This window comes from Fictibacillus marinisediminis (genome assembly GCF_023149135.1).
Classification (GTDB): domain Bacteria; phylum Bacillota; class Bacilli; order Bacillales; family Fictibacillaceae; genus Fictibacillus_C; species Fictibacillus_C marinisediminis.
Genome location: NZ_JAIWJX010000002.1, coordinates 3,866,188 through 3,881,522 on the forward strand (window position 1 = coordinate 3,866,188; position 15,335 = coordinate 3,881,522).

A 15,335-nucleotide genomic window follows, 5' to 3' on the forward strand; every position below is an offset into this window, starting at 1 on the left:
CGGAGCGTGCGGTGAGCCTTACCGGCGCCAGCGCCTACTTTCTCGGCGCATAACGCCTGCAGGTCTCACCTGCCACGCTTCCCCCGCAGGACAAGGAAGGCTTCAGCAGCGTTATATCGCACGAAGAAAATGTGAAGTTCATTTTCGAGGAGTCTCGCATCTTGCACTCCAATCAACAATCAATGAAGGTTTTTTACAAAATGTTGCCTAGCAACAAGCTTTTAGAAAAGAGCTACGTAAAAAAACCATCCGGGCGGCTTGCCGGATGGTTTTGAATACGGGCGCGTTCTACGTTTTTTCGGGCGCGTTCGCCGAATTTACGGGCGCATAGTGAATATTTACTGGCGCGTTCGCCAAATTTACGGTCGCGTTCAGTCCTTTTACGGGCGCCGCCTTTTTTACCGTCATGCAGCAGCATCCCCTTCAAGTCAGTCTCTGCTTACAAGCTCTATAATACCCAATGCCTGATCGCCTGAGCGACACCATCCTTCACGTTGGTGCCAGTCACCCAGTCGGCGGCTTGTTTTACAACGTCCTGAGCATTGCCCATCGCCACGCCAACCCCGGCTTCCGTAATCATGGCGATATCGTTCAGGCTGTCGCCCATCGCGATCACATGATCCATCGTGATGCCTAGCTCCTGGCAGACACGGTTCAACGCCCGTGCTTTGTTGATCCCAACTGCGTTGACTTCAATGTTTGTGAGACTTGAGTTACTGATCTCGAGCTCCTTGTTTTTTGAAAGTTCCTCGAGCACAAGCTTTCGAACCTCGTCATCAGCAATGTTGAAGCCGAATTTCAGCCACTCCATCTCTGCGCAGTTTTCCGGAAAATTTTCGCGCCATACCTTATCCGTCGACACGGCCCAAAACTGTGCACCATGTTTTTTCGTTAACTCCATCATTGCCTCGATATGATCGTTATGAAGCAGAGTCCGCTCGACAAGGCTGCCTTTGCTGTCCCATACCTCACTGCCGTTTACCGTTACAAGATAAGAATTAAGTTCTAACGATTTGGCATAGTCCCAGCACGTCAAAAGCGAACGGCCTGTGCTGAGGACAACATGCACGCCCTTTGCCTGAGCCTCTCGAATCGCCTGCCGATTCCCTTCAGAGATCTCCAGCTGTTCATTCAATAATGTTCCGTCCATATCCAGGGCAATAAGCTTAATTTCCTTTTGTTCCACTCCCACTCATAACATCCCTTTCTTCGTTTCGCTACCCACAGATTAGCATAAAATGAACAATATTTCTTACGTTAGGGCTTTTCAGCCAGACCCCTGCTCCTTATACCTATGAATGAATGGGAGAAACCATTCTGGTTAAACACTTGTTTAAACAGCTTCTGCTCCAGGAACAGATAAAAAAAGGAGCCTTATTCGGCTCCTTTTTTGCTCAATAATCTTATAAGCTCCTCTTGATTTTCACGAACAGAAATCATCTCTTTTTCCATTTCGTCCAATCTCTGTTTTAAAGGGAGCAATGCTTCATCAAGTACGTGCTGCAGTCTTTCTGCTTTTTCATTTTTAGTCATTTCCATAATTATCACTCCAATTTTATTTTTGTCCTGTCTCTAAGTTAATTCATGTGCTCAAAAGAAGCAGTGAGCCAAGTCACATATATCGTTACTTTTACGAAATTACAGGTGTAAAAGCCTGGTAATTAAAGCCACTCTTCGCTCATTTCTTCCGATCTGTGTTATCCTAATTATCAGAATTATGTTGCGATAGTTAGGGAGATGTGGGTATGACAGATCAAAGAGAACTGCTTGAGCTTGAAATCGAAGGAATCATCAACGAATCTGGCGAGAATATCATCGTTACCGACAGCGAGGGATTTATTTTGCGTGCGGTCAAAAACAGCGAGGAGATGTACGGCATCTCGTCCGAGGAGCTTGTCGGAACGTCCGTCAGAGAGCTGGAGCAGAAGAAAATCTTTAATCCGTCCGTGACGCTAAGGGTAATCCAGCAGAAAAAGCCGGTCACCTTCATGCAGAAAACGGGCACCGGTAAGATCATCATGACCCGCGGTGTACCCATCTTTAATGAAGAAAACGAGATTAAGAGGATCATCAGTTTTTCACATGATATGACGGAAATTGAAGAATTGAAAAGCGAATACGAGAAACTGCAGCTGAAGATGATGCGTTATGAAAACGAAATTGAACAGCTTCGCGGCCGTGAAATTGTGCCATCCGATGTGGTCATCAACAGCAAAACGATGCAAACCGTGTGGGGACTTGTCCATAAGGTCGCAAAAAGTGACGCCACTGTCGTTCTTCAAGGAGAATCCGGTGTCGGAAAAACGGTATTCGCTAAAGCGCTTCATAACGGAAGTGACCGGAAAGACAAGCCGATGATCGAGGTAAACTGCGGGGCGATCCCTGAGAGCCTCTTTGAATCCGAGATGTTTGGATATGAAGCGGGCGCCTTTACCGGGGCGGCCAGCAAAGGAAAAATGGGGCTCATCGAACTCGCCGATCAAGGAACACTCTTTTTAGATGAAGTCGGAGAACTGCCGCTTGCCATTCAGGTCAAACTGCTCAAAGTGCTGCAGGAAAAGAAGGTAACCAGAATGGGAAGCACGAAGAGCCGCACCGTAAACTTCCGGCTCGTAGCGGCAACAAACCGCGATCTCCAAGCGATGGTGAAGACCGGTACCTTCCGAGATGACCTTTTTTACCGATTGAATGTGGTTCCGATCAGCATTCCACCGCTCCGGGATCGAAAAGAAGAAATCCATCAGCTGACTGAAACCTTCCTGGACAAATTCAACGAAAAGTATGATACCGATAAAACGATGCACCCATCTGCGCTTAAAGCCTTCTGGCAGTATGATTGGCCGGGCAATGTGAGAGAGCTGGAGAACTTAATGGAACGGCTCGTCGTCACGCTCGAAAACAAGACAATCCTGCCTGACCATCTGCCGTTTACGCAAAAAGTGGAGGAAGATGGCGTTCCAGAATACGATGCACAGAGCTCTTCCCTGCAGGAGGCGTTGGAACATGTGGAAAGAAACTGGCTGCTTCGTGCCTGCCGAGACTGCAAATCTACCTATGAAATGGCAGACTATCTGGGGCTGAGCCAGCCGACTGTCGTTCGCCGTCTTAAAAAGTACAATATTGATTCAAAAACGAATCATCGATTCTAAAACGAATCGAGATTCGTAATGTTTAATTCACAAGTGAATTAAACACTTGTTCAGAACCTTATATCACTGTTTGGCACGGAACTTGCAACTATCTTTTGAAAGCGCTTATAAATCTGAAAAGTGCAAACATACTGGCAAAGGGTGGTTATGATGGAAACTCAAAAATCCTATGAACAATTGGCAGAACTTGATAAAAAGCATTTTTTGCATCCAACAACAGCAATCAAGCAGCAGCAGGCAACTGGGCCTGATTTTATTTTAACGAAGGGCGAAGGCATCCGCCTTTATGATCTAAAAGGAAGAAGCGCCATCGACGGCCTCTCCTCTCTTTGGAACGTGAACATCGGGCATGGACGCGAGGAAATCGCTCAAGTGGCTTACGAGCAGATGAAAACACTCGGCTACAGCTCTTGCTTTGCGACCTTCAGCAACGAGCCCGCGATCAAACTGGCCGCAAAACTGGCTGAAATCGCACCGGGCAATCTGACCGCGACCTTCTTTACATCAGGCGGATCTGAATCCAACGACACGGCCTACAAGCTTGCCCGCCACTACTGGATTTTAAAAGGACAGCCGGAGCGCAAGAAAATCATCTCTCGATCACAGTCTTATCATGGCGTAGCGATGGGAGCGACAAGCGCGACTGGCCTCAAGCCGTTCCGTGATTTCACGAACTCATTGGCTCCTGACTTTCATTATGTCGATCATTTTTCACCGCAGGCACTCAGGGATAAAATTCAGGAAGAAGGCCCAGAAACGGTTGCCGCTTATATCGCGGAGCCGGTTCAAGGAGCTGGCGGTGTTCATATCGCACCGGATGGCTATTTTAGAGAAATCAGAAGCATCTGCGACGAGTTTGGCATCCTTTTTATCACGGACGAAGTGATTACTGCATTCGGCCGTACCGGTACGTATTTCGGAATCGACCATTATGATGTTGCGCCTGACATGATGTGCTTCGCAAAAGGAATCACAAGCGGCTATGCCCAGCTCGGCGGTGTCATGATCTCAGAAACGATGCACAACGATTTTATCGAACTGTCAGAAGGAACGCTTCTTCACGGCTACACGTACAGCGGACATCCGATGGCCTGTGCCGTTGCACTGAAGAACCTGGAAATCCTTGAAAGAGAGAACTTAATCGATAATGCCCGTGTGATGGGTGAAGAATTGCTGAAAGGCTTTAAACAGATCCAGTCAGAACGCTCGATTGTTGGCGATGTCAGAGCACTCGGCCTCATCGGAGCGGTTGAACTCGTGAAGAACAAAGACACCAACGAACGATTCCCGGAGCCACTCGCTCCAAAAGTATTGGCAGAAGCGGCAAAACGCGGGCTCATCATGCGTTCTGTTACGTTCGATAACCAGGATACGATTGTATTCGCACCGCCGCTGATCATCAATAAACAGGACATCAGCGAACTCATCCAGATTTTAAACGAAGCGATCGAAGCGGTAGAAAGCAAAGCCGTTTCAGAATTCAACTAGACACGACAGGAGGGATTTCATGCAATCACTGATCGAAGTAACCAATCCGGCAACTAACGCCGTAGTCGATACGGTACCGAATGGAGGACGAGAAGAAGCCCGTGCGGCAGCGGATGCTGCTTATGACGCGTTCAAAAGCTGGTCGAAGCGGACCGCTGAAGACCGTGCTGCCCTGCTCATGAAATGGTATCACCTCATCGAAGAATCCAAGCTGGAACTGGCCGAACTCATGACAAAAGAACAAGGAAAACCGTTAAAAGAAGCGATCGGCGAGATCACCTACGCCAACAGCTTCATTTCCTGGTATGCGGAGGAAGGAAGACGGGTGTATGGGCAAACCATTCCCGCAACGCATCCAGACAAGCGAATCCTCGTGCAGAAGCAGCCCGTCGGTGTGATCGCTGCGATTACACCATGGAACTTCCCGGCCGCCATGATTACGAGAAAAGTGGCTCCCGCACTTGCTGCAGGATGTACGGCTGTCGTCAAGCCAGCGGAACAAACACCTTTAACGGCCATCCGGCTGGCTGAACTTGCTGTGGAAGCAGGCATACCAAAAGGCGTGCTGCAGGTCGTAACCGGTGAAGCAGCTGAGATTTCGGACGCCTGGATGGAAGACACACGCGTGCGAAAGATCTCGTTTACAGGTTCTACTGAAGTCGGCAAGCTGCTCATGCGGAAAGCTGCAGATACCGTGAAAAAGATTTCCCTGGAACTTGGCGGACACGCTCCTTTTATCGTGATGGAGGATGCCAATATTGAAAAAGCCGTACAGGGATTGCTCGCTTCCAAGTACCGAAACGCCGGGCAAACGTGCGTATGTACAAACCGCGTGTATGTTCAGGATTCGATCGCTGAGGAGTTCAGCACCGCTTTTGTAAAAGCTGTTTCAGCGCTAAAAGTAGGAAACGGCCTGGAAGACGGAACGGACATCGGGCCGTTAATTGATCTAAACGCTGTTGAAAAAGTACAGCAGCATGTGCAGGACGCCCTTGAGAAAGGCGGAATGCTCGCTTGCGGCGGATCATCTCAAGAGGGCTCCCTGTTCATGGAGCCGACCGTCATCACAAGCGCAGCCGACGACATGCTCTGCATGAACGAAGAAACGTTTGGACCGCTGGCACCGATCGCCACGTTCAAAACAGCAGAGGAAGTCATCGAGCGGGCCAACAACACACCTTATGGCCTTGCAGCTTATGTTTATACCGAAAACCTAAGCCAGGCACTCACCCTTTCCGAAGAGCTCGAGTATGGCATTGTCGGATTGAACGATGCCTTGCCATCCGTCGCTCAGGCACCATTTGGCGGAACGAAGCAAAGCGGATTGGGCCGTGAAGGCGGCCATTTTGGAATCGAGGAGTATTTGGAAGTGAAATACGTTTCCATCGGCTTATAACACTTTGAACCATACTTTCACTATAAAAGTCAGGGAGGCGAAAACGATTGAAGAATAAAGAAGGACTGCAGAAACAACTGAAAACAAGGCACATCACGATGATCTCCTTGGGAGGCATTATCGGAGCAGGGCTGTTTGTCGGCGCAGGCTCCGTCATCAACTCTACTGGGCCGGCTGCCGTCATGTCGTATGCATTTGCAGGCATACTCGTCGTGTTCCTTATGCGGATGCTTGGCGAGATGGCCGCCCGCAATCCGGACAGCGGCTCATTTGCCACCTACGCCCGTGAAGCCATCGGGCCTTGGGCAGGATACACCATCGGCTGGCTCTACTGGTTCTTCTGGGTTATCGTCATCGCCATCGAGGCTGTAGCCGGCGGAGCGATCGTTCACGGATGGATTCCTTCCATTCCGATCTGGACTTGGAGCCTCATCTTAACCGTCTTGCTTACCATGACCAACATCTTCTCCGTCAAATCATTCGGAGAGTTCGAATACTGGTTCGCATTGATCAAAATTGTCGCTATCACGCTCTTTATGGGAATCGGATTAGCGATCATCTTCCATCTGTTCCCGGGTATTAAATCTCCTGACACATCCAACTTGGTCGGAAGAGGCGGTTTTGCTCCGAACGGATTAAGCTCTATTTTCCTTGGAGTAGCAACCGTCATCTTCGCCTACTTTGGGGCTGAGATTGCGGCCATTGCGGCAGGCGAATCAGAAGATCCGAAAAAGACGATCCGGATCGCCATCAAAAGTGTTGTCTGGCGTATTCTCATTTTCTACATCGGTTCCGTCGCCATTCTCGTTACCTTGCTGCCGTGGAACTCAACAACTGCGCTGGAAAGCCCATATGTAACGTTGCTGAAGATGGTCAACATTCCAGGTGCAGGCCTGATCATGAACATTGTTGTCCTGACGTCTGTGCTCTCGTGTTTGAACTCAGCACTCTATACGAACTCACGCATGATTTATTCTCTCGCTCAGCGTGGAGATGCACCCAAAGGATTCCTTAAGCTGAGCAAGCAAGGCGTTCCGGTCCGAGCGGTTTGGGCAGGAACCATCGTTGCCTTTATCGCTGCCATCTTTAACTTTGTATCACCGGACAAGCTGTTTCAGTTCCTCGTCAACGCATCCGGTGCCATCGCCTTGATTGTATACCTGGCGATTGCCATCTCGCACATCGTGATCCGGCGCCGAGCAGAGGCTAAAGGCGAAGCCCTTGAATTGAAAATGTGGCTCTTTCCGGGCTTATCGTACTTCGTGATTGCAAGCATCGTCATCATTCTCGTGTCGATGGCATTTATCAGCTCCATGCGCTCACAGCTGCTCCTTACCCTGCTCGTAACAGCAGTAGTCATCGCTTCCTATTTCTTATTGAAAAAGAGAAATGAAGCCGCGAGAAGCCGTTATGAAGAAAAAACGGCGAGCCCGATGATTGATTAAATAAGGAAGCCCCGCCCTTTTGCTAGTTTGCTGGCTGGAGGGTGGGGTTTTTGCGGTTTTATGGCTGGAGGAATTTCTGATCGTTTAGTTGAATTTCATTTACAGAAAGGAGTGGCATGATGAATTTTAGTATGACAGAAGCGATAGAAATTCTGGAACGCACCCCGCAATCATTAGCGTATTTTTTGTCTGATTTATCCCCTGGCTGGCTGCAATGCCATGAAGGTGAAGGAACGTGGAATGCAGATGAAGTCATCGATCATCTCATTGAGGGAGAGAAAGTGAACTGGATTCCGAGGCTGGAGATGATTCTTGGGGACGGTGAAAGTAAACCCTTCCCCCCGTTTGATCGCTATGCTCATTTAAATGATGAAACTGAGACGCCGATTGAACAAAAGCTGGCTGAATTTAAAACGATTAGAGAACAAAATATCACCCAACTGAGGAAACTAATTCAAGACGAATCTCTTCTTGAATCGAAAGGTATACACCCCGCATTTGGCCCCGTAAAGGCGCGGGAACTCATTTCGACGTGGGTTGTTCATGATTTAACGCACATCGCTCAAATCGTGCGTGTGATGGCTGAGAGATACAGGGCGGACGTTGGCCCCTGGGTTGAATATTTAGGGATATTGAAGAAGTAAGACGGCTGGTAGTTTACCATAATTGCAGTTTGGACAGTAAATGTCTGATTTTGGACAGTATTTCCTTCACTTTGGACAGTATTTCTATCATTCCGGACAGTAAATCCTGCATTTCGGATAGTATTTTCCCTCACACATCACAAAACAACCCACACGGCCTATGCCGGGTGGGTTGCCTAACTAGTTTCCCCTTACTTACATCGACGTCATCGCCCAAATCGACACCGACACACTCTTTCCAGAATTAATATACCGGTGAGGAGTCGTGCTCGAGAAATGTATGCTGTCCCCTTCATGAAGATGAATCTCTTTTTCTCCCAGAATAACAATCAATTCCCCCTGCAGCACAATCCCGCACTCTTCTCCTGTATGAGAAACAAGCTCTGCTTCACTCATTACCCCCGGCTCGATCTCGACCATCAGAAAATCGAGTTTCCCACTGCGGTTTGGCGTCAGCTCATGGTACTTTACCTTTTCATCAGAAAGCTGGATCAACCGGCGCTGCTGTTTCCGTACGACAAGCTCATCTTCTTCCACACCTTCAAAAAAGTAATGCAGAGGAACACTCAGGCTGCTGCAGATTTTCCAAAACGTGCTGACCGTGGGATCGACCAGTCCTCGCTCAATCTGAGACAGCAGGCTGGGGCTTAATCCGGTTTGCAATGCGAATTCCTGCAGCGTGAAGTTGCGCTGCTTCCGCAGTTCTCGAAGCCGCTCTCCCTGAATCAAAGCTACTCCTCCTTATTCTTGGAGATGACAGGCAAAGCCATGCTCCTCTGTCTTATTTTCAAACGGGGGAGCCTTCAGGCAAACCTCCATCCGGAAAGGACAGCGATCATAAAACACACACGCCTCATTCCCCGCTTTCACTTCAGCAGGCTGTGCAAAACTTAACTTTTCCGCATCCTCTGACTCAAAAATACTCGGCAAAGACGAAAGCAATATTTTTGTATACGGATGGCGCGGCCGTTCAAAGAGCTCAGCTGAAGGGCCCAGCTCCACAATTCGCCCTTTGTACATGACCGCTATCTGATCACACATGTATCGAATCACAGACATGTTGTGGGAAATGAACAGATACGTTAAATGACGTTCTCTCTTCAGCTCCTTCAGCAAGTTCAGCACCTGGGCCTGAACCGAGACATCCAGTGCGGAGGTTGGTTCATCCAGCACGATAAACGAAGGATCAGTGATGAGTGCACGGGCAATCGCAATCCGCTGACGTTGCCCGCCGCTGAATTCATGCGGATAGCGGTCAAGTTGCTCCGCTTTTAATCCGACCCGTTTCATCAGAGAAATAAGGCGCAAGCGCTCTCCTTTTTCTTTTCGCTGCTTGCTGTCCAGTGCCAGCAGCGGCTCGAGAATAATATCCTTCACCCGCATCCGCGGATCGAGCGAAGACTGCGGATCCTGAAACACGGTTTGGATTTCGCCCGGTCGGGGACGCCTAAATTTGTTCTTTTTCCATAAAGGATTCCCTTGGTAATGGATTATTCCATCTGATGGCACTTCCAGGCCGATCAGCATCTTTCCGAGCGTGCTCTTCCCGGAGCCTGATTCACCGACAAGTCCGAGAACACTTCCTTTCTCAACACGAAGATTAGCGTCACTGACCGCCTGAATCACATGCTTCCCTTTAGAAAACGACTTCTCCACTTTTTCAAATTGAATGAGTGTGCTCAATGGCTTGTCCCCCTCAACCAGCAGGCTGCTGAACGGTTATCTGATACCGGTTCAAGAGCAGGCGCAGAAACACCGCAAATATCAATAGCTTTGCTGCACCTTGAAGCAAAGGCACAGCCGGCCGGCCGGTTCTGAAGATCTGGAACTTCACCTGGAATCGCCTTTAACGGCTGGCCGGGATTCGCCAGATCAGGAAGGGCGTGAAGCAGTGCTTCCGTATACGGATGGGAAGGCGCGTTCAAGACCTCTTCTGTCTTCCCTTCCTCCACCACCTCTCCGGCATACATGACCATCACTCGGTCGCACACCTTGGACACAACACCTAAATCATGCGTGATCAAAAGGACGGACGTCCCTCTTTTGGCATTCAGTTCCTTGATCAACTGTAAAATTTCCTGCTGAATGGTAACATCAAGAGCAGTTGTCGGCTCATCGGCGATCAGCAGATCGGGTGGTGCAGACATCGCAAGTGCAATCACAATCCGCTGGCGCATGCCTCCGCTCAGTTCAAACGGATACTTTTTAGCCACAAACTCCGGATCATGGATATGCACATCGCGCAAGGCTTGAACGGCCAGCCGGTACGCTTCTTTTTTCGAGACGCCGCGATGGCGCTTCATCACTTCCGCGAGCTGATTCCCAACTTTCATCGTTGGATGCAGAGCGGTCATCGGCTCCTGAAACACCATGCCGATCTTCTTGCCTCGAAGGCTCTGCATCTCTTTTTTTCCAAGCCTCATAAGGTTCTGTCCCAGGTAGGAGATCTCGCCGTTTGAGATGTGAGCGTTGGAGCCGAGCAGCCCTAAAATGGATAGAGCAGTCACCGATTTACCTGAACCCGACTCCCCCACAACCCCTAAAATTTCTCCTTTATCAATCGAAAGGCTGACATTGCGAAGGGCCTGAACCTTACCTCTCATGCCTGTAAAATCCACACATAAATCTTTCATCTCCAATACCATGATGCACCCCTCCTAACGTCCGGCCTTGGGATCCAGAATGTCACGGATCCCGTCACCGATTAAATTTAACGAACCTGCAGACAGGAAGAGGAACAGTCCAGGAAATGCCGGGTACCACCAATAATCCAATAAGTATTTCCAGCCGACGCTGATCATCGCGCCCCATTCCGGTGTGGGCGGCTGAGCTCCCAAGCCGAGAAAACCGAGCGTAGCGATCATAAGGATGGCATCGCCGACATCAAGAGTCGCTTGAATGATGACCGGTGACACGGAGTTTGGAACGATGTGTTTCACAATGATCCGCCATGGGTTAATCCCGAACGATTCTGCAGATTTCACGAACAATTTTTCTTTAATAACGAGCGACTCCCCCCGAGCAAGCCGGACATAGACTGGTATCTTCACGATCGCAATGGCGAGCATCGCGTTTTGCAGGCTCGGTCCAAGAGCAGCAGCAAGAGCCATCGCCAGGATCAGCGTCGGAAAGGCCATCACCATATCCATGATCCGCATGATGATCAAGTCCAGCACGCTGCCAAAATAACCTGAAACCGTTCCTATTAGGATTCCGATGATACTCGCAATGATGATAACGGTAATCCCGACACCAAGCGAGATCCTTGCTCCGTACAAGATCCTCGTTAGAATATCTCTTCCTACTTCATCCGTCCCAAACCAGTGATGAAGCGACGGTGCCTGAAACTTTTGGGAGATATCAATTTGCGTTGGGTCATAGGAAGTCAAGACCGGCGCGAGCAGCGAACAGAGGACGATGAACGCCAGAATGCCTATGCCCACCCACGTCATCTGATTTTGTTTCAGCTTGTACCAGAAAGGGTGAACCGCCTTTATCGGCTGGGGCGGATTGGTTTCCCTGTGCAGAGGTGTCTCCATGTCCTCCCTCCTATCCTTTAATTTGCGGATCCAAAACGTAATACGTCAGATCCACAATAAGATTGATGATGACGTATCCGATCGCGATCAGCAGGGTAAAGCCCATCATGGCCGGAAAATCAAGATAAGCAATCGAGTCGACCACGTATTTTCCCATACCCGGCCAGCCAAAAATCGTTTCAGTCACCACGGCTCCCCCTAAGAGTGAGCCAAAGGAAATGCCGACAACGGTAATGGTGGGAATCAACGCATTTCTTAGTGCATAACGGAAGAACAAGAAAGGCCCATGAATCCCGTTGGCAATCGCTGTACGAATATATTCCTGCTCCATGATTTCAAGCATGCTTGCCCGCACCTGCCGCGTAATGACCGCTAATTGCGCGTAGGACAGCACGATGGCCGGCAGCAGAATATGATGAAGACTGCTTTTCAGTGCAACCATATCTCCGCTCAGCAGACTGTCCAAAATATAAAAGCCTGTGATGTGCGTTGGCGGATGGATGTTGATGTCCAAGCGGCCATTGGCGGGAAACCATCCCAGATAGCCGTAAAAAATTAAGATTATAACAAGCCCGCTCCAAAATACAGGCGTAGAGACTCCGCTGATGGAAAAGATCCGGCTTGCATGATCCCAGATGCTGTTCTTTTTCACTGCCGCCAGCACGCCGAGAGGAATGCCGATGCCTAAGGCAAAGATAAAAGCAATCACCGCCAGTTCCATCGTGGCAGGAAAAAAAGCTTCGAGATCATCCAGGACCGGCTTTTGCGTACGGATAGACGTTCCAAGATCACCACTAACTATACCTTTCATGTACGTTTCATATTGAATCCAAAGGGGCTGGTCCAACCCGAGCTGCTGGCGTACCTGCTGCAAGGTTTCCTGATTGGCCCGCTGCCCGACCATCATCCGGGCAGGATCACCCGGAATGACGTGTGACAGCAGAAAGGAGACCAAAGTGACGCCAAACACGACGAAGAGAAGGAGGCCCATTCGGTTTAGAATCATCTTCTTCATGTTTCAACACTCCACTTGTCTGTTATTTGGACATATCTGCAAGGTTGTACATGCTCTCGAGCATCGGATTGTACACGAAACCTTTTACGTTTTTGTTCATCGGAAGCAGGAAGTCCTTCTGATACAGAAGAATGTAAGGTGCATCATCAATGACCATGTTCTGAGCCTCCTGATACAGGGCCTCACGCTTCTTTTCATCGTTTAACGTGGCCGCTTTTCTCAGCTTCTGATCGACAGCATCGCTTTTGTAAAACGCACGGTTACCGGCAAGTCCGAAGTTCTTGGAATCAAACCAGTAGTTCATGAACGCATACGGATCACCGAAGTCCGGGCTCCACATTCCAAGCGCCAGATCAAAATCGCCTTTGTCGATCATTTCCCTTGAAGTCGCGTATGCTACTTTTTTCAGGTTTACTTTTACACCAATGTCCTTCAGGTTCGACTGAATGGTTAACGCCTCCGTTTCCCACCAGGTTTTGTTGTCCGAATACAGAAGGTCCAGGCTCAAATTGGATACGCCTGCTTCTTTCAAAAGCGATTTTGCTTTTGCTTTGTCATACTTGTACTGCTGCGCTTGTTCATCATGGCCCCATAAACCCTTAGGAATCGGTCCGCGCATCTGCGTTCCGTACCCTTGCTGTACCGCGTCGATCAATTTATTGTAGTCGATAGCATAGTTCAAAGCCTGACGTACTTTCTTGTTCTGAAGGGCTTTATTGCCTTTGCTGGAGTTGACGTACACATATTCCACGAGCAGACTTGGTTCCTGAAGCAGCTTGGCGTTTTTCATCTTTTTCACGCTGTTGACCTGATCTACAGGAATGCCCTCCGCGACATCAATCTCGCCTTTTTCCAGCTGTAGACGCTGTGCAGAAGGGTCGGCAACAATTTTAAAATAAACCTTCTTGAATACCGGTTTTTTTGCTGCATATTTGTTTTGATCCAGTCTTACATACTCGCCTTTTTTCCATTTTGCGAGTTTATAGGGGCCGCTTCCCATTGTTGCAGTAGCGAGATAGTTTTGACCTGCGTCACCGTTTTGTTCATGATCCATGACTTTGGGATTTACGATACTTCCGTAGTTGGCTGCCAGTGTTGATAAAAAAGGAGGAAAATTTTCTTTCAGTTTAAACGTGATGGTTGTAGAGTTTTCAGCCTTAATTTCTGATACGAGGCTATAAACTTCTGAGGGGCCTTTTGCAATTTTCTTGAGGCGTTCAAAGCTTTTTTGGACGGCTTGTGCGTCCACAGGGGTTCCGTCGGCAAACTTGTGTCCTTCGTTCAGGGTGAACGTCCAAGTCTTGCCGTCTTTGCTTACTTTCCATTCCTTCGCGAGTCCAGGTTTTACTTTCGTACTTCCTCCGTCATACTCCACAAGGCGTTCATATGCCGGATATGTAAGTTTCCATGCGGAATTATCCATCGTTACCGCCGGATCAATGGTCCCTTGGTCTGCGGTCGTCGCGATTGTCAGGACATCCTTTCCGCTTGCGGCTTTCGAATCCTTTGAATCCTCACCATTGGATGGCGTGGAGTTTGAATTCTTCACACAGGCCGATAGCAAAGCAAGAATCATCACAGCAATGAGTAACAAACTAAGTTTCTTTTTCATCGTTCTCCTCCATAACCCTTAATAGTTTTGTGAAAAAGTTATGCCGATTCTAGGAGCCTATTTCGAAATACCAAAATAGAGAATGCTGTTGCCTGTGGTGCTGGCCCACCTCCGATTTCCATAATCATAGTGCCACCATTCTTCTGCGTTGGAAACAAAGCCCCCCTCCTCCATCACTCTTCGCAAAAGCCGGCGGTTATCCCTGATGGTTTCTTCCTGCTGAGTCAGCTGATGCTTTTTTTCATACCATTCAAGCTCTGCCTTTTCGGTAAAATCGTCAAAGTCTGTCCCCATGTCGAGCCAGCTCTTCTCGTCCGCAATCGTCAGGTCCACTGCTCCACCGGTCAGATGCGGAGAAGGCTTTGTAAGATCACGAGTGGGCACCGCCACATATTTTGAGATTTCTTCCTGAATTTTTTCTTGGGTAAGGTTTTGGGCTTCAAGGTCTGCCTTAATGGCTTGATAGAGAGCAAGCTGGGTCTCATAGGAACGCCAGCCGTCGAGAATGACCAGCTTCAGGCCATTCGGGAGCTTTTCTGCTGCTTTGATGAGTTTTTCCACCGTGCCTTTTCGCAAAAAACAATCGTTTTCTGATCCTGGCAGATTCATGCGGTAATAGTAAGGAAACACTTCAATTCTTGGGGATACGCGGGATAAAGAGATGAGAGGATCCTGCTGATCAGTTAAAAATGCAGTTGGATTTGAGTTGGTTCCTTCTGGCACAAATAGTTACACCTCTTTTCAATAAATTGAATTTTCTTACAATATATTAAACATAATGATATATTTAATGACAAATTATTGCAATAATGAATTGGAATATTTGTGAGTGAGGTTTAGAATGGCAGTTTACCATAATCCCGGTTTGGACAGTAAATCTCTGTTTTTGGACAGTAAATTTTGATTTTGGACAGTATTTCTCTCATTCTGGACAGTAAATCTCACGTTTCGGCTTGTATTCTCATTCCCACACCACAAAAACAACCCACGCGGCCTTAGCCGGGTGGGTTTCGTAACTAGTTTTGCTCCATTTCATGCGACTTCGAG

The 15,335-nt window shown here is 48.6% G+C and carries 15 protein-coding genes; 5 read left to right on the top strand and 10 right to left on the bottom strand.

Annotated features, from left to right (window positions below; genetic code table 11):
- Nucleotides 1-232 precede the first annotated feature (232 nt).
- The 3 genes from LCY76_RS20295 to LCY76_RS20305 all read right to left on the bottom strand — a co-directional run bounded on the left by LCY76_RS20295 (nucleotide 233) and on the right by LCY76_RS20305 (nucleotide 1,539).
- Nucleotides 233-427: a hypothetical protein gene (locus tag LCY76_RS20295; protein WP_248254154.1), complete on the bottom strand. Its 195-nt coding sequence runs from the start codon at nucleotides 425-427 to the stop codon at nucleotides 233-235.
- Between the two features lie 21 nt (nucleotides 428-448).
- Entirely contained in the window at nucleotides 449-1,150 is a 702-nt protein-coding gene (locus LCY76_RS20300; protein WP_248254734.1) for a Cof-type HAD-IIB family hydrolase, read from the bottom strand.
- A gap of 224 nt (nucleotides 1,151-1,374) precedes the next feature.
- Nucleotides 1,375-1,539 carry a hypothetical protein gene (locus tag LCY76_RS20305; protein WP_248254155.1) on the bottom strand — a complete coding sequence of 55 codons (165 nt, stop codon included), beginning with the start codon at nucleotides 1,537-1,539 and terminating at the stop codon, nucleotides 1,375-1,377.
- 206 nt (nucleotides 1,540-1,745) lie between these two features.
- On the opposite strand from LCY76_RS20305, the gene LCY76_RS20310 reads away from it, so the two are divergent.
- The 5 genes from LCY76_RS20310 (at nucleotide 1,746) to LCY76_RS20330 (ending at nucleotide 8,122) form a co-directional block, all read left to right on the top strand.
- Entirely contained in the window at nucleotides 1,746-3,149 is a 1,404-nt protein-coding gene (locus LCY76_RS20310; protein WP_248254156.1) for a sigma-54 interaction domain-containing protein, read from the top strand.
- A 147-nt stretch (nucleotides 3,150-3,296) separates the two neighbouring features.
- Nucleotides 3,297-4,637: an aminotransferase family protein gene (locus tag LCY76_RS20315; RefSeq protein ID WP_248254157.1), complete on the top strand. Its 1,341-nt coding sequence runs from the start codon at nucleotides 3,297-3,299 to the stop codon at nucleotides 4,635-4,637.
- A 19-nt stretch (nucleotides 4,638-4,656) separates the two neighbouring features.
- Nucleotides 4,657-6,033: an NAD-dependent succinate-semialdehyde dehydrogenase gene (locus LCY76_RS20320; RefSeq protein WP_248254158.1), complete on the top strand. Its 1,377-nt coding sequence runs from the start codon at nucleotides 4,657-4,659 to the stop codon at nucleotides 6,031-6,033.
- 47 nt (nucleotides 6,034-6,080) lie between these two features.
- Nucleotides 6,081-7,478, top strand: coding sequence for an amino acid permease (locus tag LCY76_RS20325; RefSeq protein ID WP_272885647.1), 1,398 nt, complete (start codon nucleotides 6,081-6,083; stop codon nucleotides 7,476-7,478).
- A gap of 119 nt (nucleotides 7,479-7,597) precedes the next feature.
- The gene (locus LCY76_RS20330) at nucleotides 7,598-8,122 is read left to right on the top strand and encodes a DinB family protein (RefSeq protein WP_248254159.1); all 525 of its coding nucleotides are present in this window, start codon (nucleotides 7,598-7,600) and stop codon (nucleotides 8,120-8,122) included.
- A 195-nt stretch (nucleotides 8,123-8,317) separates the two neighbouring features.
- On the opposite strand, the gene LCY76_RS20335 is transcribed toward LCY76_RS20330, so the two are convergent.
- The 7 genes from LCY76_RS20335 to LCY76_RS20365 are packed head-to-tail and all read right to left on the bottom strand — an operon-like array spanning nucleotide 8,318 to nucleotide 15,011.
- Nucleotides 8,318-8,851, bottom strand: a complete 534-nt coding sequence (locus LCY76_RS20335) for a cupin domain-containing protein (RefSeq protein ID WP_248254160.1) — start codon at nucleotides 8,849-8,851, stop codon at nucleotides 8,318-8,320.
- A gap of 12 nt (nucleotides 8,852-8,863) precedes the next feature.
- Nucleotides 8,864-9,805, bottom strand: a complete 942-nt coding sequence (locus LCY76_RS20340) for an oligopeptide/dipeptide ABC transporter ATP-binding protein (protein WP_248254161.1) — start codon at nucleotides 9,803-9,805, stop codon at nucleotides 8,864-8,866.
- The gene (locus LCY76_RS20345; RefSeq protein WP_248254162.1) at nucleotides 9,802-10,767 is read right to left on the bottom strand and encodes an ABC transporter ATP-binding protein; all 966 of its coding nucleotides are present in this window, start codon (nucleotides 10,765-10,767) and stop codon (nucleotides 9,802-9,804) included. Before LCY76_RS20345 ends, LCY76_RS20340 begins: the two co-directional genes overlap by 4 nt.
- A 12-nt stretch (nucleotides 10,768-10,779) precedes the next feature.
- Nucleotides 10,780-11,661: an ABC transporter permease gene (locus tag LCY76_RS20350; protein WP_248254163.1), complete on the bottom strand. Its 882-nt coding sequence runs from the start codon at nucleotides 11,659-11,661 to the stop codon at nucleotides 10,780-10,782.
- A gap of 10 nt (nucleotides 11,662-11,671) precedes the next feature.
- Entirely contained in the window at nucleotides 11,672-12,676 is a 1,005-nt protein-coding gene (locus tag LCY76_RS20355) for an ABC transporter permease (protein WP_248254164.1), read from the bottom strand.
- Nucleotides 12,677-12,698: 22 nt separating this feature from the next.
- The gene (locus LCY76_RS20360; RefSeq protein ID WP_248254165.1) at nucleotides 12,699-14,288 is read right to left on the bottom strand and encodes an ABC transporter substrate-binding protein; all 1,590 of its coding nucleotides are present in this window, start codon (nucleotides 14,286-14,288) and stop codon (nucleotides 12,699-12,701) included.
- A gap of 57 nt (nucleotides 14,289-14,345) precedes the next feature.
- The gene (locus tag LCY76_RS20365) at nucleotides 14,346-15,011 is read right to left on the bottom strand and encodes a M15 family metallopeptidase (protein WP_248254166.1); all 666 of its coding nucleotides are present in this window, start codon (nucleotides 15,009-15,011) and stop codon (nucleotides 14,346-14,348) included.
- Between the last annotated feature and the right edge of the window lie 324 nt (nucleotides 15,012-15,335).